Here is a 22,131-nt window from a genome sequence, read left to right on the forward strand (position 1 = left end):
GCGGCCCCTGACTGACAACCTCATCGCGAACTGTCAAGCCCTGCAGGCACGCTCGATCGGGCCTTTCATGGCGTCCAGAATCGACGACAGGCGCACTGGGCGCCTGTCGTCGATTCTGATGACCGCGGGTGATATCAGCGAGCCTGCATGCTGGCCTCGACCGCCGAGGCGATCTGACGGGCCAGTGCCTGCACATCGAAGTGCGGCCGCCCCTCGACCATGACACGGATCAGTGGCTCGGTACCACTGGGACGCAACAGCACGCGACCTTCGCTGCCCAGCGTCTCTTCCACTTCCGCTACCGCGGCCTGGACGGCATCCGCCGCCATCAGCGCCTGGTTGTCACAGCCTGGAGTCAGACGTACGTTGATCAACGCCTGCGGCGCCTTCTCGAAACCGACCAGCAACTCACTGAGAGAACATTCCTCACGCGCCATGATCGCCAGCACCTGCAGCGCGGAGACGATGCCATCCCCGGTGCTCTGGATATGGCTGCAGACGATGTGACCGGAGGATTCCCCCCCCAACTGCCAGCCATTGGCTTCCAGACGCTCGATGACGTAGCGGTCACCGACCTTGGCACGCTCGAAGGGAATTCCCAGACCTTCCAGCGCTGCCGCCAGACCGAAGTTGGACATCAGCGTGCCGACGACACCGCCCCCCAGCACTCCACGCTCGTGACGATCCCGCGCGATCATGTAGAGGATGTCATCGCCATCGATGACCCGGCCATCGGCATCGACCAGGATCAGACGGTCCCCGTCGCCATCGAAGGCCACGCCAAGATCGGCGCCCTGCTCGATCACGGCCGCCCGCAGTGCCTGCGGGTTGGTGGAGCCGACATCCTGGTTGATGTTCAGACCATCCGGTTCGCCACCGATGACGCTGACCTTGGCGCCCAGCTCACGGAAGACATTCGGCGCGATGTGGTAGGTCGCGCCATGCGCGCAATCCAGCACCACTTTCATGCCATGCAGGCCCAGACGGCCCGGCAGGGTCGACTTGCAGAATTCAATGTAACGGCCGGCGGCATCCTGGATGCGCGAGGCCTTGCCGAGGCTATCCGGCCCGACGATCTCGATATCGCGATCCAGCTCGGCCTCGATCTCGGCTTCCAGCGCATCATCCAGCTTGGTGCCGGCCGCGGAGAAGAACTTGATGCCATTGTCCGGATAGGCATTGTGCGAGGCCGAGATCACGATACCGGCATCCGCGCGGAAGGTCCGCGTCAGATAGGCGATGCCCGGTGTCGGCATCGGCCCCAGCAGGGAGACATCCACGCCTGCGGCAGAAAGACCGGACTCGAGCGCCGACTCGAACATGTACCCCGAGATGCGCGTGTCCTTGCCGATCAGTACCTTGCCGCGGCCATGGCGCGCAAAGACACGCCCGGCCGCCCAGCCCAGCTTGAGCATGAAGTCTGGCGTGATCGGGAATTCACCGACCGTGCCGCGAATACCATCCGTACCAAAATAACGTCGACTCATCGTATCGTGCCTTCCTGTAGCACGGCCCACGTCATGTCGACAGCATCGACAGTCGGGGCCACGTCGTGAACGCGTAGCAATCGGGCACCTTCACGGACGGCAAGTGCCGTCAGCGCCAGATTGCCAGCCAGTCTATCCTCTACCGCGCGCCCGAGCGCATTGCCGATCATGCTCTTGCGAGAGGTGCCGATCAGCAGCGGGAGGGTGAATTCGTGCAGCTGCGCCATGCGGTGATACAGACGCAGATTGTCTTGCAGGGACTTGCCGAAGCCGAAGCCGGGGTCCAGCAACAGACGCGAACGCTCGATCCCTGCGGCCTCACAGACGGTGATGCGCTCGGCTAGAAAGTCACTGACCTCATCCTCGATCGACTGCGCATAGGCGGTATCCTGCTGCATGGTGTCCGGCTCGCCACGCATGTGCATCAGGCACACCGGCAGGCCGCTGCGCGCGGCCGCCTCAAGGGCGCCCTCACGACGCAATGCACGCACGTCATTGATCATGCCAGCCCCGAGACGCGCCGTTTCCTGCATCACCTCCGGGGTACTGGTATCGACGCTCACCAGCGCCCCCAGCTCGCTCACCAGCCGCTCGACGACCGGACAGACACGTGCCAGCTCCTCATCCGCACTGACAGGGCTCGCCCCCGGGCGGGTCGACTCACCGCCCACGTCGATGATGGCGGCGCCATCGGCCAGCATCCGCTCGGCATGGCGCAGCGCGGCATCCAGGGTCGCGCTGCGCCCACCATCCGAGAAGGAGTCCGGGGTCACATTGAGAATCCCCATGACACGCGGGCGTGACAGGTCAAGCGTGCGTCCACCGCAGTCAAGCGCCATTGAATGGCCCACCACGGGCTCGCGTGGCAGTGAATCAGCGTAAGTCGACATGATCACCCATGCAGAAAACGGGCAGCCAGGACGAACATCATGGCTGCCGGAGAAGGAATCGGGCACCCACTTTAAAGAGGCCTCATCGGCCGCGCAAGGCGTCGAACGGCCGCCACATGGGGCGTCAGCAGATGGCAACGCCATCTGCCCAGGCAAATCATCTGATCAGGGTCAGGAACCTGAGCCACGCCGCGCAGGATAGTGAGTCACACCGCCTCACTCACACTTACCCGACTCACCCCGACGCCTGATCGCGGATGGCATCACCCGCCATCAGCCGCCTCGGGGCATCCAGGGCGCCGCGCATTTCTGCCCCGAAAACGACAACGCCCGAGCGGAATGTCCGCTCGGGCGTTGTGAGAGTCAGCGCGATGATGGCTGATTCATGGCTCAGTGACCGCTTGGACCACCCAGCGGGTCTGACGGACGGCGCCGCGTATCTTCCTCACCGTCGTCAGTGTCTGCGGCATCACCGTCAGACCCGGGGGCCTCAGGCGCCTCAGCTTTCGGCGTGTCGGCCACCGGTGCGACGAGACCACTGTCACCACCACCGGCCGGGCCACCCCAGTCCTTGGGCGGACGCGGAGTGCGCCCTGCCATGATGTCGGCCAGCTGCTCGGCATCGATGGTCTCGTAGGTCATCAGCGCCTCGGTCATCGCATCCAGCTTGTCGCGATTCTCCTCAAGGATCTGCTGCGCCTTGGCGTAGCACTCGTCGATGATACGACGCACTTCCTTGTCGAGACGTGAGGTGGTGTCGCCCGACTTCAGCTTGCCGCCGCCCTGACCCGGACCGCCGAGGAACTGGTGAGACTCGTCCTCATCGTACATGATCGGGCCCATTTCACTGGAGAGACCCCATTTGGCGACCATGTTGTGGGCAAGCTCGGTGGCACGCTTGATGTCGTTGGAAGCCCCGGTGGTGACACCATTCGGCCCCAGCGTCATCTCTTCGGCGATACGACCGCCGAACAGCGAGCAGATCTGACTGATGATCTGCTGGCGAGAATAGCTGTAGCGATCCTCTTCCGGCAGGAACATCGTCACACCCAGCGCACGGCCTCGCGGAATGATCGAGACCTTGTAGACCGGATCATGCTCTGGCATCACCAGACCGATGATGGCGTGACCGGACTCGTGATAGGCCGTGTTGCGCTTCTCCTTCTCGGACATGACCATCGATTTGCGCTCGGCGCCCATCATGATCTTGTCCTTGGCCAGCTCGAGCTCTTCCATGCCGACCAGGCGCTTGTTGCGACGTGCAGCGAACAGGGCCGCTTCATTGACCAGATTGGCCAGATCCGCGCCAGAGAAGCCCGGCGTACCCCGTGCGATATTGACCGGCACCACGTCGTCGCCCATCGGCACCTTGCGCAGGTGAACGCCGAGGATATGCTCGCGGCCACGGATGTCCGGCAGGCCTACCATGACCTGGCGGTCGAAACGGCCCGGGCGCAGCAATGCGGGGTCAAGCACGTCTGGACGGTTGGTCGCGGCGATGACGATGATGCCGTCATTCGCTTCGAAGCCATCCATCTCGACCAGCAGCTGGTTCAGGGTCTGCTCGCGCTCATCGTGACCACCGCCCATGCCGGAGCCACGGTGGCGGCCGACGGCGTCGATCTCATCGATGAAGATGATGCACGGCGCCTGCTTCTTGGCCTGCTCGAACATGTCACGCACACGGGAGGCACCGACACCGACGAACATCTCGACGAAGTCAGAACCGGAGATGCTGAAGAACGGCACCTTGGCCTCGCCGGCAATCGCCTTGGCGAGCAGGGTCTTGCCGGTACCCGGCGGACCCACCATCAGTACGCCACGCGGAATCTGACCGCCAAGACGCTGGAACTTGCTGGGGTCCTTGAGGAAGTCGACCAGTTCCTCGACCTCTTCCTTCGCTTCGTCACAGCCCGCGACGTCGCTGAAGGTGGTCTTGATCTGATCCTGGCTCAGCAGCTTGGCCTTCGACTTGCCGAAGCTCATCGGGCCACCCTTGCCGGCACCACCACCCTGCATCTGGCGCATGAAGAACATGAAGATGGCCAGGATGATCAGAATCGGGAAGCTGGCAATCAACAGACGTGTCCACAGCGACTGCTGCTCAGGCTTCTTGCCGATGACCTCCACCTTGTTGGAGAGCAGGTCATCCATCAGCTTGGGATCGGACGCCGCCGGCCGGATGGTGGTAAAGCTGGAGCCGTCGGCCCGCTCACCCTCGATGGTGTAGCCATCGATGGTCACACTCTTGATCCGGTCGTTCTGCACCTGCTGGACGAACTGTGAATAGTTCATCGCCTGCGGCGAGGTATCGACGCTGAAGTTGTTGAACACCGTCAGCAGCACTGCCGCGATGATCAACCAGAGAATCAGGTTCTTCGCCATGTCGTTCAAGGGGACACCCTCATTGCATGAATCTGTCTTGGCATGCCGTGAATACTCCGACTGCCGTCTTGTGGTGGCCTGCCATGCTATCTGATCGTGCCTGCGGGGTATCAAACGACGCAACACGCCGCCTTGCCTACCGAGTCACTCAAAGCTTGCCTGCGTTGTTCTGCTTGCCGATCGATGATGATGCGACCTTGGCATCTCATCAACCTGTTACCGGCCCTCCGTGCTCAAGGCCCAATGCTATCGACACTACACCAGATGGGGGCCGGCAACCATTGCTTAAAGGCCGGCACCGGACTATTCAGCCGATAGTCGGCCTATATCAGAGATACAACGACTTCGACCGAGGCACAATGATTCCAGCCTGACCAAGTATGCCATCGGCCGCCTTAACCGGTGATGAAGTCGTCGTCCGGGGCAGAAATCGGGATCGCCTGGCATCGAGGGCAACGTCAGCCCTTGAACCCCTGCCCAAGCAGGTAGACCTCGCGCGAGCGGGCGCGCGACGCTTCCGGCTTGCGCGTGACGACCTTGTTGAAGCTGCCACGCATGTCCTTCAGGTAGGCATCGAAGCCCTCTCCCTGGAAGACCTTGACCAGAAAGTTGCCACCCGGCTTGAGCGTCTGGCGCGCCAGATCCAGCGCCAGCTCGACCAGATACATGCCGGCAGGCTGATCTATCGCGCTCATGCCGCTCATATTGGGTGCCATGTCGGAGATCACGAGATCCACCGGGCGATCCCCCAAGGTGGCCAGAATCTGGTTCAGCACGGCCTCTTCGGTGAAGTCACCCTGGATGAAATCGACACCGGCCAGGGCGTCCATCTCAAGGATGTCGGAGGCGATGACCACGCCCTCCATGCCGACGCGATCCGCGGCGATCTGGCTCCAGCCACCGGGGGCGGCACCTAGGTCGATGACGGTAGCGCCCGGCTTGAGCAGGCGGTCCTTGTCATCGATTTCAATCAGTTTGTAGCTGGCACGGGAACGATAGCCATCGGCCCAGCTGCGCTGGACATAGGCGTCATCAAAGTGTTCCTTCATCCAGCCAGCGCTGCTCTTGCTGGGGTGAGCCACGTTGTCACCTGGAATGTCGGGGGGAAATCGAATACTGGCGGGAGATGGTGCGGGGGGATAACGACGACACGAAAGGCGTGGCAAGCTTGCGCACGGGTCGTGTCATGAGCGTCGTCATGGAGTAGAATGGCGGGTCCTGCGCGCGGTTCCGCCCGCGGGCACAGACATTGCCTGCGCAACAGACGGGTTCACACCCCTGGATTTCAAGCCCTGGAGTCGACCCTGTCTTTCGCTACGCTCCCCGCTCCCATCGGACGCCAACAGGGAAACTTTACGATACCATGAGCTTGTCACAGTCACAAAAGAAAGCATTTCGCAGCATCGGGCACCATCTTGACCCGATCGTCACCGTCTCGGAAAACGGCCTTTCCGACGGCGTCGTGACCGAACTCGAGCGCGCACTGCACGATCACGAACTGATCAAGCTGAAGCTGGCGATCAATGATCGCGAAGCCCGTGGCGAGGTGGCTCGCCACCTGTGCAGCGAAACCGGCGCGACCCTGATCCAGAGCATCGGCAAGATCGCCCTGCTGTATCGCCGCAACCCGCAGGCCAAGCCGAAGCTGTCCAACGTACAGCGCTTCAGCGAGAAGTAAGCCGCCGGGCCCAGGCCTGACGAGGCTCACCTCGCACGCCACGCCTGCCGCAGACAGAAACGCCGCCCTCATCGAGGGCGGCGTTTCTGTTTTCTGTGACTGACAATCACGACCTGACGCGCTGATTCAGCTCGAAGGTGATGTCATCCAGCGCCCGCTGGGTGACCTGATGACGCTTGAGTGTCGTCTGCCTGGACTCCCCCTCACCGTTGCCGGCATCACGATACTTGATGACCAGCGTCTTCTTGTCGAAAGTGAAATCCTCGATCAGCTCATACTCGATCTTGCGACACCCCATGAGTGGTGACGGCCGCAGATAAAGCGACTGATTGCCGAAGTGCGCCAGCGGCACCACCAGGTGGAAAACTCCCCTCGCCAACAGGGCACTCCCCAGGACCAATGACGGCGTCAACAGCGCCGAGTCCCCGGTGTACCGATAGGCAAACGACTGGGAGACCACATATGCCACCCCGAACAGCATGAACCCGAGCACCATGAAGATGGCCACCATGGAGGTTGCCATGATGCGCTTTTCCGGCTGACTTCCCTGTACTTCCATTACTCCCTCCCTGAAGGATTCCGTGCCCGCAGGCCAAAAAAACAGCCCTGCCGGGATGACCGGCAGGGCTGTCACGACATCAGGATCTGACGAATCAGAGGCGATGCTCTTCAGATGTGACGTGCTTCAGATGTGATGCACTTCGGAGATTTCATACTCCACATCGCCACCCGGGGTACGCACGACCACGACATCGCCTTCTTCCTTGCCGATCAGCGCACGCGCGATCGGTGAGGTAACGGAGATCTTGCCGTCCTTGATGCTGGCCTCATCCTCACCCACGATGCGATAGCGCACTTCGCTGTCGTCATCGAGGTTCATCAGATCAACCGTGGTACCGAAGATCACCTTGCCTGTCTTGGGCAGCTTGGTGACATCGATGACCTGGGACATCGAGAGCTTGGCTTCAATCTCCTGGATACGCCCCTCGATGAAACCCTGTTGCTCACGCGCGGCGTGATACTCGGCGTTCTCCTTGAGATCGCCGTGCTCACGTGCTTCCGCGATGTCAGCGATGACCTTGGGGCGTTCCGTGCCCTTGAGGTGCTCGAGCTCCTTGCGCAGGCGATCTTCGCCCTCGACGGTCATCGGACTTCTACTCATATCATGACTCCTGCATGCAGATCCTGGAGACGACGGACCTTGACATCGTTTCCGTACTCGAGCGCCATGCACACGGCATTGGCACCCGCCAGCGTCGTGGCATAGGGCACCTTGTGCGCCAGCGCAGTGCGGCGAATCACGGACGAGTCATTGATGGCCTGACGTCCCTCAGTGGTGTTGACGATGTAGGCGATCCCGCCGTTCTTGATCATGTCGACGATATGCGGCCGCCCCTCGAACACCTTGTTGACGGGTTCAACCTCGAGCCCGGCAGCGGCAATCACCTCTGCCGTGCCACGGGTAGCACAAAGCGTAAAGCCCAATATTACCAGAGAGCGGGCCACCTCGATAACGCCCGCCTTGTCGAACTCGCGCACGGACAGGAACGCCTTGCGATCGCCCGTCAATGTCGGGATGGCTTCCCCGGCGCCCAGCTGCGCCTTGTAGAAGGCCTCGGCGAAGGTATCGCCAGAGCCCATCACTTCACCGGTGGACTTCATTTCCGGTGACAGGATCGGATCGACACCCGGGAACTTGGCGAACGGCAGCACCGCTTCCTTGACGCTGTAGAAGGTCGGCACGATTTCCTGGGTGAAACCGATCTCTTCCAGGGTCTGGCCGGCCATGCAACGCGCGGCGATCTGCGCCAGCGACTGGCCGATGCACTTGGAGACGAACGGCACGGTACGCGAGGCACGCGGGTTGACCTCGATGACGTAGATCACGCCATCCTGCCAAGCCAGCTGAACATTCATCAGACCGACGACGTTGAGCTCCAGCGCCATGCGCTTGACCTGCTCACGCATCTCTTCCTGGACGTCTGCCGGCAGCGAGTAAGGCGGCAGTGCGCACGCCGAGTCACCGGAGTGGATACCAGCCTGCTCGATGTGCTGCATGATGGCGCCGATCACGACCTGCTTGCCATCGGACACCGCGTCGATGTCGACCTCGATGGCGGCATTCAGGAAGTGATCCAGCAGCACCGGCGAGTCATTGGAGACCTTGACCGCGTGGGTCATGTAGTTCTCGAGCTCGGAGGCCGAGTAGACGATTTCCATCGCGCGGCCGCCCAGCACGTAGCTCGGACGCACCACCAGCGGGTAGCCGATGGTTTCGGCCTTGACGAAGGCCTCCTCGAAGCTGCGTGCGGTGGCGTTTTCCGGCTGGATGAGACCGAGCTTCTCGATCATCTGCTGGAAACGTTCGCGGTCTTCGGCGCGATCGATGGCGTCCGGCGTGGTACCGATGATCGGCACACCGGCGGCCTCGAGCTCACGGGCCAGCTTCAGCGGCGTCTGACCGCCGAACTGGACGATGACACCGACAGGCTGTTCCTTGTCGGCGATCTCCAGCACGTCTTCCAGCGTCACCGGCTCGAAGTAGAGGCGATCGGAGGTGTCGTAATCGGTGGACACGGTTTCCGGGTTGCAGTTGACCATGATGGTCTCGTAGCCGTCCGCGCGCATGGCGAGGGAGGCGTGGACGCAGCAGTAGTCGAACTCGATGCCCTGACCGATGCGGTTCGGACCACCGCCCAGCACCATGATCTTCTTCTTGTCGCTGACCTCGGCCTCACACTCCTCCTCGTAGGTGGAGTACATGTAGGCGGTGTCGGAAGCGAACTCCGCGGCACAGGTATCGACACGCTTGTAGACCGGGCGAATGCCCTGCTGCTGACGATGCTTGCGGAAGGCCTTCTCGGACACGCCCATCAGGCGCGCCAGACGGGCATCACTGAAGCCCTTGCGCTTGAGACGGAACAGACGATTGGCATCCATCTCGCCCAGAGAACTTGCCGCCACTTCGCCTTCCTGAGCGATCAGGTCGGCCAGCTGCACCAGGTACCAGCGGTCGATGTTGGTGAGACGGAAGATCTCTTCGATGCCAAGGCCGGCACGCATGGCGTCGGCGATGTAGAAGATGCGCTCGGCACCGGCGGCCTGCAGCTCGCCCTTGATGCGCGCCATGTTCTCGTCGCCGTAGTCGGCCACGATGGGATCGAGACCATCGACACCGGTCTCCATGCCACGCAGTGCCTTCTGCAGGGATTCCTGGAAGGTACGACCGATGGCCATGACTTCGCCGACCGACTTCATCTGCGTGGTCAGCCGGTCATTGGCCTGCGGGAACTTCTCGAAGGTGAAGCGCGGAATCTTGGTGACGACATAGTCGATGGACGGCTCGAAGGACGCCGGCGTCTTGCCACCGGTGATGTCGTTCTGCAGCTCGTCCAGGGTATACCCGATGGCCAGCTTGGCGGCGATCTTGGCGATCGGGAAACCGGTCGCCTTGGAGGCCAGTGCAGAGGAGCGCGACACGCGCGGGTTCATCTCGATCACGACCATGCGACCGGTGTCCGGGCAGATGCCGAACTGGACGTTGGAGCCACCGGTCTCGACACCGATCTCGCGCAGGACGGCCAGCGATGCATCACGCATCAGCTGGTATTCCTTGTCGGTCAGGGTCTGTGCCGGGGCGACAGTGATGGAGTCACCGGTATGCACGCCCATCGGGTCGAAGTTCTCGATGGCACACACGATGATGCAGTTGTCGTTCTTGTCACGAACGACCTCCATCTCGTATTCCTTCCAGCCCAGCAGCGATTCGTCGATCAACAGCTCACGGGTCGGCGACAGCTCGAAACCGCGATGGCAGATCTCTTCGAATTCTTCACGGTTGTACGCCACGCCGCCGCCGGAACCGCCCATGGTGAAGCTGGGACGGATGATGGACGGGAAGCCCAGCTCGGCCTGGATTTCCCAGGCCTCTTCCATGGAGTGTGCGACCTTGGCCTTCGGGCACGCCAGGCCGATCTTCTTCATCGCCTTGTCGAAGCGATCACGGTCTTCGGCCTTGTCGATGGTATCGGCGTTGGCACCGATCATCTCGACGCCGAATTTCTCGAGCACGCCTTCGCGCTCCAGGGCCAGTGCACAGTTCAGTGCGGTCTGGCCACCCATGGTCGGCAGGATGGCGTCCGGACGCTCCTTCTCGATGATGCGCGCCACGGTCTCCCAGGTGATCGGCTCGATGTAGGTCGCGTCGGCCATCACCGGGTCGGTCATGATGGTGGCCGGGTTGGAGTTGACCAGGATGACCCGGTAACCCTCTTCACGCAGGGCCTTGCAGGCCTGTGCGCCGGAATAGTCGAACTCGCACGCCTGGCCGATGACGATGGGGCCGGCGCCGATGATCAGGATGCTTTTCAGGTCTGTACGTTTCGGCATGTCTCTTCCCGCAATGATCTGGTGACTGAACTCAACGATGGATCAGGCCCTCGGGCCTGCGCTCGGCTCAGCGTCGCGCGCGCATCATCTCGATGAAACGATCGAACAGCGGGGCGACGTCCTGCGGGCCGGGGCTGGCTTCCGGGTGACCCTGGAAGCTGAAGGCCGGACGGTCGGTGCGCTCGATGCCCTGCAGACTGCCGTCGAACAGCGACTTGTGGGTCGCGCGCAGATGGCTCGGCATACCGGCTTCATCCACCGCGAAGCCATGGTTCTGACTGGTGATCATCACCACACCACTGTCGAGATCCTGCACCGGGTGGTTGGCACCATGGTGACCGTGGCCCATCTTGACCGTGCTCGCACCGGAGGCCAGGGCCAGCAGCTGGTGACCGAGGCAGATGCCGAAGACCGGCGTCTCGGTCTCGAGCACTTCACGAATCGCGGTGATGGCGTAGTCGCAGGGTTCGGGGTCGCCCGGACCGTTGGACAGGAAGATGCCATCCGGGTTGAGCGCCAGCACCTCGGCGGCAGGCGTCTGCGCCGGCACGACGGTCAGACGGCATCCACGCGATGCCAGCATGCGCAGGATGTTGTGCTTGACGCCGTAGTCGTAGGCGACCACGTGGAAGGGGCGCTCTGACTCACGGGTGTCGGCGTAGCCTTCTCCCAGGGTCCATTCGCCTTCGTGCCACTCGAATGACTCGCGGCAGGAGACTTCCTTGGCCAGGTCCATGCCCTTGAGGCCCGGGAAGGCACGCGCGGCTTCCAGCGCACGCTCGACGGCGTCATCTCCCTGAGCATCCTCACCGGCGAGAATGGCGCCGTTCAGCGAGCCCTTCTCGCGCAGGATGCGCGTCAAACGACGCGTGTCGATATCCGCGATGCCGACGACATTCTCGTCACGCAGGTACTGATCGAGAGAGCGAGTAGAGCGGAAGTTGCTGGCCAGCAGCGGGAGGTCGCGGATGACCAGGCCGGCGGCCGCGACATGATCGGACTCGTTGTCCTCGTCGTTGATGCCGGTATTGCCGATGTGCGGATACGTCAGAGTGACGATCTGTCGGGTGTAGGAGGGATCGGTCAGGATTTCCTGGTAGCCGGTCATGGCAGTGTTGAACACCACCTCGCCACTGGTCTGCCCATCAGCGCCGATGGCGCTGCCGTGAAATACACTGCCGTCTTCCAAGGCCAGTATCGCGGGTTTGATCAACGCAACGTCCTCCCCTAAGTGTCCACTTTCCTGCCCGGAATCCGCGGTCGAACACCGGACATGCTGCTTGATTGTCGTACTCGGCTGACGCCGAGTCTGGGTCCCGCTGCCACTCTTCCCACGCGCCTTCCCCATGTGAGGAGCGCTCGCCGGAAGCGGCAAATTCAGGCTGCAAAAAAGCGGGACGAAACCGAAAAATCAGGCTTCATCCCGCTTGTTATCATTCTTCGGAATATTGCTTGTCACAGCGGCCCCAAGAGCGCGGCCAAATTGGGTAGAGATTACCCGAATCCTGCGGTGCTGACCACCCCATGACTGCACCGCGAGCGGGCGGCAGTGCCCACCATACGGTCGTTTCGTCACAGCGGTCAGCTTGTGGAGCATCGGGAGTGATCGCGAGCCTGTCCCCCTGAATCACCTGCCAGGAACATTTCCCGCCGCAAGGTGCGACATCCATCACCGCCGACCAACAATATCCTGTCGGCAGTGACAGCTTCCGCGAAGCGCCCGGAAGCCACTCGAACGCGGCAAATCGAGTGCCCGGGACGCGATCTCGCCCCGAGCCCCCGACGGGACATCACTTGAGACCCAGCACGTCCTGCATGTCGTAGCGTCCGACGCCACGCGCTGACAGCCACTCGGCGGCACGCGCCGCGCCCTTGGCGAAGGTCATGCGGCTTGAGGCCTTGTGGGTGATCTCGATGCGCTCGCCTTCGGTGGCGAACATCACGGTATGCTCGCCGACGATGTCACCGGCACGCACGGTGGCGAAGCCGATTTCCTTGTCGGTACGCGGACCACACTGTCCTTCGCGTGCAAAGACACCGTGGGTCTCGAGATCACGACCGATGGCATGTGCCACCGCCTCTCCCATCGCCAGTGCCGTGCCGGAGGGGGCATCGACCTTGTGGCGGTGGTGCGCCTCGATGATCTCGATGTCATACCCTGCATCCCCCAGTGCCTGGGCTGCCGTTTCCAGCAGCTTCAGCGTCAGATTGACGCCGGAGCTCATGTTGGCGGCAAATACGAAGGGCACGCTGTCGCGATAGCCATCCAGTTGCTCGAGCTGCTCCGGGCTGAAACCGGTCGTGCCGATGACCATGCGCTTGCCGTGCTCCGAGCACAGCGCCAGATTGGCCAGCGTCACCTGCGGCGCGGTGAAATCGATCACGACATCGACGTCATCCACCACGGCGGCCAGACTGTCACTGGCGACCACACCCAGACGCCCCTGCCCCGCCAGCTCGCCGATGTCGGCACCTGCCAGGGAGCTACCGGCCTCGACGATGCCCGCTGTCAGCGTCAGGCCTTCCACGGCACCGACGGCCTCGACCAACGTGCGTCCCATGCGTCCGGCGACGCCCATGATTGCGATACGGGTCATGCTGACTCCTGCCTGTTGTGGGTCTTGAGGGCAGCCACCCCACGGCGATGATGAGGGTGTACCACCTGTGCTGTCCCCGCGAGTATATCAGCCGCCTGCAGCGTTGGCTGACGTCATGTATTTGCCCCCGTTACGCGCTAGAGTAGCGGGAGACTGAGTTCTTGCCCGTCCACGCCACTCCCTCTTCACCGCTCAGTTCCCGGAGTCAGCATGTCGCTACTTCATCGTTATGCCATTCGTCATTGGCGCCTGCTGCGCCTCGCGACCCTTGCCACGGCAGTTGCCGGCCTGCTGAGTGCCTGTGGCGTTCACCCGCGCCCCTACTCGCTGGCCTCGCCGGAGCAGATGAGCCAGCTGCCGGAGATCCAGTGGTGCGGCACCCTCAAGCTGCCAGGCAAGTGGCTGGATGGCACCCCCGTCGGCGGCCTGTCCGATATCGGCTGGGACAAGGATGAATCCCTGCTGTACGCCGTGTCGGACCGGGGCTGGCTGCACCGCCTGCGTCTGGCCTTCCGCCATGGGGAGCTGGTCGGTGCCAAGGCACTCAAGACCTATACGCTACGCGACGAGACCGACATCTCCCTGCAAGGCGCCCTGAGCGATGCCGAAGGCATGCAGCTACTGAAGGACCACAACGGCCGGCGCGGCGATACCCGTCTGGTCATCAGCTTCGAGCAGCAACCCCGAGTCGAGCACTTCCTGCCCAGCGGACTGGCGATCAGCGAACCCGCCACCCCCGTGGGCGTACGCGGTGCCGCCCCCAACAATGGCATGGAGGCGCTGACCCTGCACCCCGAGTACGGCCTGCTCGCCGGTCTGGAAGCCACCCCGGAGGGCATGGACGAAGGCACCACGCGCCTGTTCACGCTGGATGGCAAGCAGGAATGGCGCTATCCCCTGGCCAGCGACACGGGCTCGAGCCTGACCGCCATGGAGATGCTGCCGGACGGGGACATCCTGATGCTGGAGCGCGCCTTCTCGCCGCCCTATCCGCTGGTCATCAGCCTGCGGCGCGCGCATCTGGGAGAGCCGGGGACGACCGTCGAGGTCCGTACCCTTGCCCGCCTGTCGAGCGGCGAGGGGTGGTCACTGGACAACTTCGAAGGGCTTACGCACCTGGAGGGCAATCGCTTCCTGATGGTCTCGGATGACAACTTCAGCAGCTTCCAGACCACGTTGCTTAGCTGTTTCGCGGTGATCGAGCCCGAGGCCTTCACGCCAGCCTCTCAAGAGTGAAACATCGCCTGACTGCGCATCGCTGATGACATGTCAGGCGAGCCCTGACAATGAAAAAGCCCCACACCCGAGTCATCGGGGTGGGGCTTTCGCGTTGCGCATCCGCCAGCGCGGAGGAGAACGAAGACGCAGCCTAGGGCTTCATGTCCTCGAAAAACTTCTTCACGCCATCGAAGAAGCTGTTCTCCTTCGGCGAGTGGCTCTTGCCGGTATCGCCAAGACTCTGCTGGAACTGGCGCAGCAGCTCCTTCTGCTCTTCGTTCAGGCTGACAGGTGTCTCGATGACCACCTTGCACAGCAGATCGCCGGCAGGGCCACCACGCACCGGCTTGACGCCCTTGCCGCGCAGTCGGAACAACTTGCCCGTCTGGGTCTCGGCCGGAATCTTGAGCACGACACGACCATCCAGCGTCGGGACGTTGAGCTCACCACCGAGCGCTGCATCCACGAAGCTGATCGGCACTTCACACTGCAGGTGACGCCCATCACGCTTGAAGATCTCGTGCTCGCGCAGATTGACCTGGACATACAGATCACCTGACGGCCCGCCGTTGACACCGCCCTCGCCTTCGCCGTTCAGGCGGATACGGTCACCGGTGTCGACGCCCGGCGGAATCTTGACCGAGAGGGTCTTGGATTCCTGCACGCGGCCTTCGCCGTGACACTTGCGGCACGGTACGCTGATCTTCTCGCCACGCCCGTGGCAGGTCGGACATGCCTGCTCGACCGCGAAGAAGCCCTGCTGCATGCGCACCTTGCCCATGCCGTTGCAGGTCGGGCAGGTTTCCTTGGTGGAACCCGGCTCGGCGCCGTCACCATCACAGTGACCACAGGCAGCCAGACGCGGCACGCGGATGTCGACCGTGGTACCGGCGACCGCCGATTCCAGATCGAGATCAAGGTTGTAGCGCAGGTCGCTGCCACGCTGAGGAGCGTTCGGATTGCGACGACCACCGCCGCCACCGAAGATGTCACCGAAGACATCGCCGAACACGTCGCCGAAGCCACCGGCACCACCACCACCAAAGCCACCGCCGCCGAAGCCACCGCCGCCCTGGCCGTCGACACCGGCATGACCGAACTGGTCATAGGCCGCGCGCTTGTCCGCATCGGACAGCACTTCATAGGCTTCTGACACTTCGCGGAACTTCTCCGCCGAGGCCTCGTCATCCGGATTGCGGTCAGGGTGATGCTTCTGAGCCAGGCGTCGGTACGCCTTCTTGATGTCCTTGGTGTCGGCGCCACGCTCGACACCAAGCACTTCGTAATAATCACGCTTGGACATGGATCAGGTCCGCCTGGATTGCTGGCAGCCCAAGGCTGCCTGTCTGTTCTGGGATATCGGCTGTCACCGACAGCGTGCGCCCACGCGATACGCTACCGGTGCAAACGACAACGCGGGACACCTTCGCAAGGCTCCCGCGCTGTCATCAGACGTCGTTCAAGAGATCCCTCAGGACTTCTTGTCGTCGTTGACTTCCTCGTACTCGGCGTCAACCACGTCGTCGTCTTGCTTCTTGTCAGCCTGACCGTCGCCAGCCTGCTCACCCTGGGCACCCTGCTCGGCGTACATCTTCTGCGCCAGGTTGCCGGAGGCTTCGGTCAGCGCATCCAGCTTGGCCTGGATCGCGTCCTTGTCATCGCCTTTCAGGGCTTCTTCCAGCTCGGAGATCGCCGTCTCGATGGCTTCCTTCTCGCTGGCCTCGGCCTTGTCACCGGCTTCGGTCAGGGTCTTTCTGGTCGCGTGGATCATGCCATCGGCCTGATTGCGCAGCTGGACCATTTCCTCGAACTTCTTGTCCTCGTCGGCGTTGGCTTCCGCGTCACGCACCATCTGTTCGATCTCTTCGTCGGACAGGCCGCCGGAAGACTTGATGACGATGGACTGTTCCTTGCCGGTGGCCTTGTCCTTGGCGGACACGTTCAGGATACCGTTGGCATCCAGATCGAAGGCGACTTCGATCTGCGGCACACCACGCGGGGCCGGCGGAATGTCGGCCAGGTCGAAACGACCCAGGGACTTGTTCTGTGCCGCCTGCTTGCGCTCACCCTGCAGGACGTGGATGGTCACCGCGCCCTGGTTGTCGTCAGCGGTGGAGAACACCTGAGACTTCTTGGTCGGGATGGTGGTGTTCTTCTCGATCAGCGGAGTCAGCACGCCACCCATGGTCTCGATGCCCAGCGTCAGCGGCGTCACGTCCAGCAGCAGCACGTCCTTGACGTCGCCACCCAGCACGCCGCCCTGGATACCGGCGCCGACGGCGACCGCTTCATCCGGGTTGACGTCCTTGCGCGCTTCCTTGCCGAAGAATTCGGCGACCTTGGACTGCACCAGCGGCATGCGAGTCTGACCACCGACCAGGATGACATCGTCGATCTCGGAAGCGGACAGGCCGGCATCGGCCAGAGCGGTCTGGCACGGCTTCAGGGAGCGAGCGACCAGCTCATCGACCAGCGACTCGAGCTTGGAACGGGTCACCTTGACGTTCAGGTGCTTCGGACCGGTGTTGTCTGCGGTGATGTACGGCAGGTTCACGTCGGTCTGCTGAGCGCTGGACAGCTCGATCTTGGCCTTCTCGGCAGCTTCCTTCAGACGCTGCATGGCGAGATTGTCGCCGGACAGGTCGATGCCGCTGTCGGACTTGAACTGGTCAACGAGGTAGTTGATCAGATGCATGTCGAAATCTTCACCGCCCAGGAAGGTGTCGCCGTTGGTGGCGAGCACTTCGAACTGGGTCTCACCGTCGACGTCCGCGACTTCGATGATGGAGATATCGAAGGTACCGCCACCCAGGTCGTAGACCGCGATGGTCTTGTCACCACGAGACTTGTCCATGCCGTAGGCGAGTGCCGCGGCAGTCGGCTCGTTGATGATGCGCTTGACCTCGAGACCCGCGATGCGGCCGGCGTCCTTGGTCGCCTGACGCTGGGAGTCGTTGAAGTAGGCCGGCACGGTGATGACCGCTTCGGTGACTTCTTCACCGAGGTAGTCTTCTGCGGTCTTCTTCATCTTCTTGAGGATTTCCGCACTGATCTGCGGCGGTGCCATCTTCTTGTCCTTCACCTGGACCCAGGCATCGCCATTGTCGGCTTCGACGATCTTGTACGGCACCATCTTGATGTCTTTCTGGACGACATCATCCTTGAACTTGCGACCGATCAGACGCTTGACCGCGAACAGGGTGTTCTCCGGGTTGGTCACTGCCTGACGCTTGGCCGACTGACCGACAAGGATCTCGTTGTCGTCGGTGTAGGCGATGATGGACGGCGTGGTGCGGCCACCTTCAGCGTTTTCGATGACCTTGGTCTTGTCGCCGTCGAGCACTGCCACACAGGAGTTGGTAGTACCCAAGTCAATACCGATGATGCGTCCCATAATCGTATACCTCGAATCTGTTGCTAGCCTGAAAGATGAGTCTGGTTGTCGGTACCTTGTGTCGGCACCTGAACTTGCTTCAATAAGTGGGGTCACGCGTCAGGCTTTCAAGGGTGTGCTGGCATTTTTTGCCGCCCTGATCCTCCTTGAAGCCCCGCAGGGCGGGCATGTGCCATCACGACACATGCCCTCATGGCCACTCGACCCCGCAGGGCCTCAGTTGGCCTTGCTGACCGCGACCATCGCCGGACGCACCAGGCGACCATTGAGGGTGTAGCCCTTCTGCATCACGTCGATGACGCTGTTCGGCTCGGCATCCGGAGATGGCACCATGGCGACCGCCTGATGGTATTCCGGGTCGAAGGGCTCGCCGTGCGGGTCCAGCTGCTCGACGCCTGACTTGTTCAGGGCATCCAGCTGCATTTTCAAGGTCATCTCGATACCTTCGACATGCGCCTTGGCTGCCTCGTCGTCGCTCATGGACTCAAGCGCCTTCTCGAGCGAGTCCACCACCGGCAGCATTTCCTTGACGAACTTCTCCAGCGCGAACTTGCGAGCCTTCTCGGCATCCTGTTCGGCGCGACGGCGCGCGTTCTGCGCCTCGGCAGCTGAACGCAGCGCCTGGTCCTTCGCCTCCTTCACCGCCTGCTCGAGTTCCTCGACCTGAGCGGCCAGCATCTCGGCTTCCGGATTGTCGATCAGCTCACCTTCGCTTTCGGCGGCGACATCGGTGGCATCCAGTATGTCTTCAATCACTTCGCCTTCCGGAGTTTCCGGCTGCGGCTCGGCGTCGCGAGCGGCACGCTGAAGTTCTTCATCCATCGGGGTCTGCGGATCCTGAGCCATGCTGTTCTCCTGCGGGCCGACGTCTGTGCGCCATTGCCCTGTTCGTGGCCTGCGGAGCCTGCCTCGAGACGACGAAGGCAAGCCCCTGAAGACAGGCCATGAGTTGCCTGTAGGGCAGCAAGGCCGCGCCATTGCTGCCGACGATGAGTGTCAGGGCCTTTATATGGGGCCGGCACTCGGCTTCTCAAGCCTTCGATGCGGCTTTTCTGCCAGCTGAGTCCGGCATGGATTGAAGGCCGACGGAGCGTGCTGTATAAAAAGCCATATACACTGTATGTACATCCTGTATGGCGACTCCGTAGTCACCCCCGAAACGGGCAATGATCGGCACGGCGTACGCCCCAGCTTCCCTTCGGAGGTAGTCATGCTGCTACAGCTCGCCATTCAAGATTTCGCCATCGTCGAGACACTGGAACTCGATTTTCGCCGCGGCATGACCGCCATCACCGGCGAGACGGGTGCCGGCAAGTCCATCCTGCTCGGTGCGCTCGGCCTGTGCCTGGGCGAACGTGCCGATGCTGGCAGCGTGCGACACGGCGCGGATCGCGCGGATCTCATCGCACGCTTCGATATCACAAGCCTCAGCGACGCGCGCGAGTGGCTTGACGAACGCGAGCTGGGCAGCGACGACTGCCTGCTGCGCCGGGTGATCACCGCCAGCGGACGCTCGAAGGCCTGGATCAACGGCACCCCCTGCACCATCGCGGACCTGCGGGAACTGGGTGAGCACCTGATCGACATCCATTCCCAGCACGCCCACCACTCGCTGCTGAAGGAAGAGACGCACCTGCGTCAGCTCGACGAGTACGCCGGGATCGAGGCGCAGGTCACGCAGCTGCGCGAGGACTTCCGCCACTGGCAGGAGGCACATCGCCGCCTCAAGCGCATGAGCAATGATGGCGACGAGGTACGCGCTCGTCGCCAGCTGTTGCGCTATCAGGTCGAGGAGCTTGATGAGCTGGCACTCAGCGAGGGCGAGCTGGAGGCACTGGAGCAGGAGCAGGAAACCCTGGCCAATGCCGAACAGATTCTCAGCGAGGCGCAGGCCGCCGCCGAGTGCTGCGATCATGATGATGAAGGCGCCCTCGCGCGCCTCAATCAGGCCGTGGCGCGACTGACACACCTGCCGGGCAGCGAGCAGGGTTCGCTGGCCAGCGCACTGGGCATGCTGGAAGAGGCACGCATCCAGATAGAAGAAGCGGCACGCGAGCTGAACCGCTTCGTCGAAGTCACCGAACTCGACCCGGAGCGCCTGGCCTTCGTCGATGAGCGCCTTGGGCGCATCCACCAGATCGCCCGCAAGCATCATGTCTTGCCCGAGGAGCTGCATGGCCTGCACCAGCGACTGAGCGAGGAGCTGGAAGGGCTCGGGGGTGACGAGGAGGCCATCGAGGCACTGCGCCAGGAAGTGGCGGCCCGCCGGGATGCCTGGAAGATCCTGGCTACTGCGGTCGGTACGTCACGAGCCGCTGCCGCCCCCCAGCTGGCCAGCGACATCCAGGATCAACTGGCCTTCCTCGGCATGGGCAAGGCGACGTTCGAGGTTGCCGTCGAGCCACGCGAGCGCCCGCAACCCGAAGGCATGGAGCGCATCCACTTCCGCATCAGTGCCAACCCGGGGCAGCCGCCGCGGGCGCTGGCCAAGGTCGCCTCGGGCGGTGAACTGTCCCGCGTCTCGCTGGCCATTCAGGTGGTGGCCGCCAGTCGCTCGACCATTCCCAGCCTGGTCTTCGATGAAGTGGATGTCGGCATCTCCGGTGCGACCGCCGAGATCGTCGGTCAGCTGCTGCGCCGACTGGGCGACAAGGGTCAGGTGCTGACCGTCACCCACCTGCCTCAGGTCGCGGCCCAGGCGCATCAACATCTGCATATCGAGAAGCAGGCAGAGAAGAACACCACACGTACCCACATGGCACTGCTGGACGAGAGTGGCCGCGTGCGGGAGCTGGCACGCATGCTGGGCGGCATTCACCTGTCCGAGCAGACCCTGGCACACGCACGCGAGATGCTCAGCGCGGCGGACAGCCGTCACTGAGCCCCGACAGGCCGCCTTCCCGACGTCCATTCGTCCAATGAACCTCCTGGCAGTTCGAACGCCAGAAACACCAACGGCCGTCCCTGTGGGGCGGCCGTTGGTGTTTCTGTCCTGCAGCGAACCTTGTCATCCCTGACACAGGCGAGGCCTGAGCATCAGCTGTCGCTCTTGGTGTCCTTGGGACGCACGTAGAGCACCAGCGCATGCTCGACCAGCTCATAGCCATGCTCCTCGACGATCTCGCGCTGGCGGCGCTCGATCTCGGGATCACAGAACTCTATGATCTCGCCGCTGTCCAGACATACCATGTGGTCATGGTGTTCTTCCTGGGACAATTCGAAGACAGCATGGCCGCCATCGAAATTGTGACGCATCACCAGTCCAGCAGTTTCAAACTGGGTGAGCACACGATAAACCGTCGCCAGACCGACATCTTCGCCAGCCTCAAGCAACGCCTTGTACACGTCCTCGGCACTCAGGTGTCGATCCATCGATTTCTCGAGGATCTGCAGGATCTTGACTCGCGGTAGGGTTACCTTGAGTCCCGCCTTGCGCAGTTCATGGTTCTGATCGGCCATGCTGGGGTACTCTTCGCAGTCGCTTGATGTATCAGGTATGATCGGCCAAGGCAAAACGATAGGGAATCTTCAGGGCAAATGCAAAACTTGATCAAAACAGTCGCCTTTTGCAGCGCCCTGTCGCTGCTCACCGGGTGTAGCTACTTCAGCGTCTACAAGCGCGACCTTCCACAGGGCAACCTGATCAAGCCGGAAATGGTCGAGCAATTGAAGCCGGGCATGAGCCGCGAACAGGTCATCTATGTGATGGGTTCACCGCTGCTAACCGCTCCCTTCAGTGAGAATAGCTGGGACTACGTATATCGCCTCAAGAAAGCGGACGGCGAGATCATCAACAAGCGCGTCACGCTGAATTTCGACGGCGATGTGCTTTCCACCATCGACAAGAGCGGCGACATCGACAAGGAAACCGTCATCGTGCCGGACCTCGACATCGACCCGCGTGCCGCACAGCCGAACCGCAACGACAGTGGTGCAGGCGCCGCTGACCTGCCGGACGAGCTGTAAGCGACCGCCAGCGGGCCCGTCATCGACGGAGCCGGCTGGCGGGAAACGGCATGCCCGCCAGCGCTCGGATAGCACGATGGACCGAGTCGTGATGACAGACGGGGCACCCCAGGGTGCCCCGTCTTGC

The 22,131-nt window shown here is 62.4% G+C and carries 17 protein-coding genes; 4 read left to right on the forward strand and 13 right to left on the reverse strand.

Going from position 1 to position 22,131, the window contains the following annotated elements; genetic code table 11:
• Positions 1–134: 134 nt before the first annotated feature.
• The 4 genes from glmM to rlmE form a co-directional block, all read right to left on the reverse strand.
• Positions 135–1,487 (reverse strand): phosphoglucosamine mutase, encoded by a 1,353-nt coding sequence (glmM, locus tag PJK54_RS09350; protein WP_077379492.1) that lies wholly within the window; start codon positions 1,485–1,487, stop codon positions 135–137.
• Positions 1,484–2,377 carry a dihydropteroate synthase gene (gene folP, locus PJK54_RS09355; protein WP_077379979.1) on the reverse strand — a complete coding sequence of 298 codons (894 nt, stop codon included), beginning with the start codon at positions 2,375–2,377 and terminating at the stop codon, positions 1,484–1,486. Before folP ends, glmM begins: the two co-directional genes overlap by 4 nt.
• Before the next feature lie 390 nt (positions 2,378–2,767).
• Positions 2,768–4,771, reverse strand: coding sequence for an ATP-dependent zinc metalloprotease FtsH (gene ftsH, locus PJK54_RS09360; RefSeq protein WP_271302700.1), 2,004 nt, complete (start codon positions 4,769–4,771; stop codon positions 2,768–2,770).
• A gap of 449 nt (positions 4,772–5,220) precedes the next feature.
• On the reverse strand, positions 5,221–5,844 hold the full coding sequence (rlmE, locus tag PJK54_RS09365; RefSeq protein WP_333781912.1) for a 23S rRNA (uridine(2552)-2'-O)-methyltransferase RlmE: 624 nt from the start codon (positions 5,842–5,844) through the stop codon (positions 5,221–5,223).
• 281 nt (positions 5,845–6,125) lie between these two features.
• Between rlmE and yhbY the strand changes: the two genes are divergently transcribed.
• Entirely contained in the window at positions 6,126–6,440 is a 315-nt protein-coding gene (gene yhbY / locus PJK54_RS09370; protein WP_077379496.1) for a ribosome assembly RNA-binding protein YhbY, read from the forward strand.
• 106 nt (positions 6,441–6,546) lie between these two features.
• On the opposite strand, the gene PJK54_RS09375 is transcribed toward yhbY, so the two are convergent.
• The 5 genes from PJK54_RS09375 to dapB form a co-directional block, all read right to left on the reverse strand.
• Complete coding sequence (locus PJK54_RS09375; protein ID WP_271302701.1) at positions 6,547–6,999, reverse strand: hypothetical protein; 453 nt, start codon at positions 6,997–6,999, stop codon at positions 6,547–6,549.
• Positions 7,000–7,125: 126 nt separating this feature from the next.
• Positions 7,126–7,602, reverse strand: a complete 477-nt coding sequence (gene greA, locus PJK54_RS09380) for a transcription elongation factor GreA (protein ID WP_077379500.1) — start codon at positions 7,600–7,602, stop codon at positions 7,126–7,128.
• A complete protein-coding gene (gene carB, locus PJK54_RS09385) occupies positions 7,599–10,829 on the reverse strand; it encodes a carbamoyl-phosphate synthase large subunit (protein WP_271302702.1) in 3,231 nt (1,076 codons plus the stop codon). Before carB ends, greA begins: the two co-directional genes overlap by 4 nt.
• A 67-nt stretch (positions 10,830–10,896) precedes the next feature.
• Entirely contained in the window at positions 10,897–12,042 is a 1,146-nt protein-coding gene (carA, locus tag PJK54_RS09390; RefSeq protein ID WP_174775661.1) for a glutamine-hydrolyzing carbamoyl-phosphate synthase small subunit, read from the reverse strand.
• Between the two features lie 577 nt (positions 12,043–12,619).
• Positions 12,620–13,426: a 4-hydroxy-tetrahydrodipicolinate reductase gene (gene dapB / locus PJK54_RS09395; protein ID WP_084209490.1), complete on the reverse strand. Its 807-nt coding sequence runs from the start codon at positions 13,424–13,426 to the stop codon at positions 12,620–12,622.
• A 210-nt stretch (positions 13,427–13,636) separates the two neighbouring features.
• On the opposite strand from dapB, the gene PJK54_RS09400 reads away from it, so the two are divergent.
• Positions 13,637–14,662: an esterase-like activity of phytase family protein gene (locus PJK54_RS09400; protein ID WP_077379508.1), complete on the forward strand. Its 1,026-nt coding sequence runs from the start codon at positions 13,637–13,639 to the stop codon at positions 14,660–14,662.
• A 133-nt stretch (positions 14,663–14,795) separates the two neighbouring features.
• Here PJK54_RS09400 and dnaJ read toward each other — a convergent pair whose 3' ends face one another.
• The 3 genes from dnaJ to grpE all read right to left on the reverse strand — a co-directional run bounded on the left by dnaJ (position 14,796) and on the right by grpE (position 18,884).
• The gene (gene dnaJ / locus PJK54_RS09405; protein WP_176493789.1) at positions 14,796–15,947 is read right to left on the reverse strand and encodes a molecular chaperone DnaJ; all 1,152 of its coding nucleotides are present in this window, start codon (positions 15,945–15,947) and stop codon (positions 14,796–14,798) included.
• Between the two features lie 168 nt (positions 15,948–16,115).
• Positions 16,116–18,038: a molecular chaperone DnaK gene (dnaK, locus tag PJK54_RS09410; protein ID WP_077379512.1), complete on the reverse strand. Its 1,923-nt coding sequence runs from the start codon at positions 18,036–18,038 to the stop codon at positions 16,116–16,118.
• A 216-nt stretch (positions 18,039–18,254) separates the two neighbouring features.
• Positions 18,255–18,884, reverse strand: coding sequence for a nucleotide exchange factor GrpE (gene grpE, locus PJK54_RS09415; RefSeq protein ID WP_077379514.1), 630 nt, complete (start codon positions 18,882–18,884; stop codon positions 18,255–18,257).
• A 364-nt stretch (positions 18,885–19,248) separates the two neighbouring features.
• On the opposite strand from grpE, the gene recN reads away from it, so the two are divergent.
• Positions 19,249–20,919 (forward strand): DNA repair protein RecN, encoded by a 1,671-nt coding sequence (gene recN, locus PJK54_RS09420; RefSeq protein ID WP_271302703.1) that lies wholly within the window; start codon positions 19,249–19,251, stop codon positions 20,917–20,919.
• 155 nt (positions 20,920–21,074) lie between these two features.
• Here recN and fur read toward each other — a convergent pair whose 3' ends face one another.
• Positions 21,075–21,497 carry a ferric iron uptake transcriptional regulator gene (gene fur, locus PJK54_RS09425; protein WP_077379516.1) on the reverse strand — a complete coding sequence of 141 codons (423 nt, stop codon included), beginning with the start codon at positions 21,495–21,497 and terminating at the stop codon, positions 21,075–21,077.
• 78 nt (positions 21,498–21,575) lie between these two features.
• Between fur and PJK54_RS09430 the strand changes: the two genes are divergently transcribed.
• Positions 21,576–22,004, forward strand: coding sequence for an outer membrane protein assembly factor BamE (locus PJK54_RS09430; RefSeq protein ID WP_077379518.1), 429 nt, complete (start codon positions 21,576–21,578; stop codon positions 22,002–22,004).
• Positions 22,005–22,131 lie beyond the last annotated feature (127 nt).

Origin of the sequence: Cobetia sp. MMG027 (genome assembly GCF_027947415.1) — a bacterium.
GTDB classification, from domain to species: Bacteria; Pseudomonadota; Gammaproteobacteria; order Pseudomonadales; family Halomonadaceae; genus Cobetia; species Cobetia marina.

Excerpts from the sequence above, each read along its gene's own strand:
- PJK54_RS09430 (WP_077379518.1), top strand. The coding sequence starts at position 21,576 with ATGCAAAACTTGATCAAAACAGTCGCCTTTTGCAGCGCCCTGTCGCTG.
- glmM (WP_077379492.1), bottom strand. The coding sequence starts at position 1,487 with ATGAGTCGACGTTATTTTGGTACGGATGGTATTCGCGGCACGGTCGGT.
- dnaK (WP_077379512.1), bottom strand. The coding sequence starts at position 18,038 with ATGGGACGCATCATCGGTATTGACTTGGGTACTACCAACTCCTGTGTG.
- greA (WP_077379500.1), bottom strand. The coding sequence starts at position 7,602 with ATGAGTAGAAGTCCGATGACCGTCGAGGGCGAAGATCGCCTGCGCAAG.
- folP (WP_077379979.1), bottom strand. The coding sequence starts at position 2,377 with ATGTCGACTTACGCTGATTCACTGCCACGCGAGCCCGTGGTGGGCCAT.
- yhbY (WP_077379496.1), top strand. The coding sequence starts at position 6,126 with ATGAGCTTGTCACAGTCACAAAAGAAAGCATTTCGCAGCATCGGGCAC.
- recN (WP_271302703.1), top strand. The coding sequence starts at position 19,249 with ATGCTGCTACAGCTCGCCATTCAAGATTTCGCCATCGTCGAGACACTG.
- dnaJ (WP_176493789.1), bottom strand. The coding sequence starts at position 15,947 with ATGTCCAAGCGTGATTATTACGAAGTGCTTGGTGTCGAGCGTGGCGCC.
- dapB (WP_084209490.1), bottom strand. The coding sequence starts at position 13,426 with ATGACCCGTATCGCAATCATGGGCGTCGCCGGACGCATGGGACGCACG.
- fur (WP_077379516.1), bottom strand. The coding sequence starts at position 21,497 with ATGGCCGATCAGAACCATGAACTGCGCAAGGCGGGACTCAAGGTAACC.
- PJK54_RS09375 (WP_271302701.1), bottom strand. The coding sequence starts at position 6,999 with ATGGAAGTACAGGGAAGTCAGCCGGAAAAGCGCATCATGGCAACCTCC.
- PJK54_RS09400 (WP_077379508.1), top strand. The coding sequence starts at position 13,637 with ATGTCGCTACTTCATCGTTATGCCATTCGTCATTGGCGCCTGCTGCGC.
- grpE (WP_077379514.1), bottom strand. The coding sequence starts at position 18,884 with ATGGCTCAGGATCCGCAGACCCCGATGGATGAAGAACTTCAGCGTGCC.
- carB (WP_271302702.1), bottom strand. The coding sequence starts at position 10,829 with ATGCCGAAACGTACAGACCTGAAAAGCATCCTGATCATCGGCGCCGGC.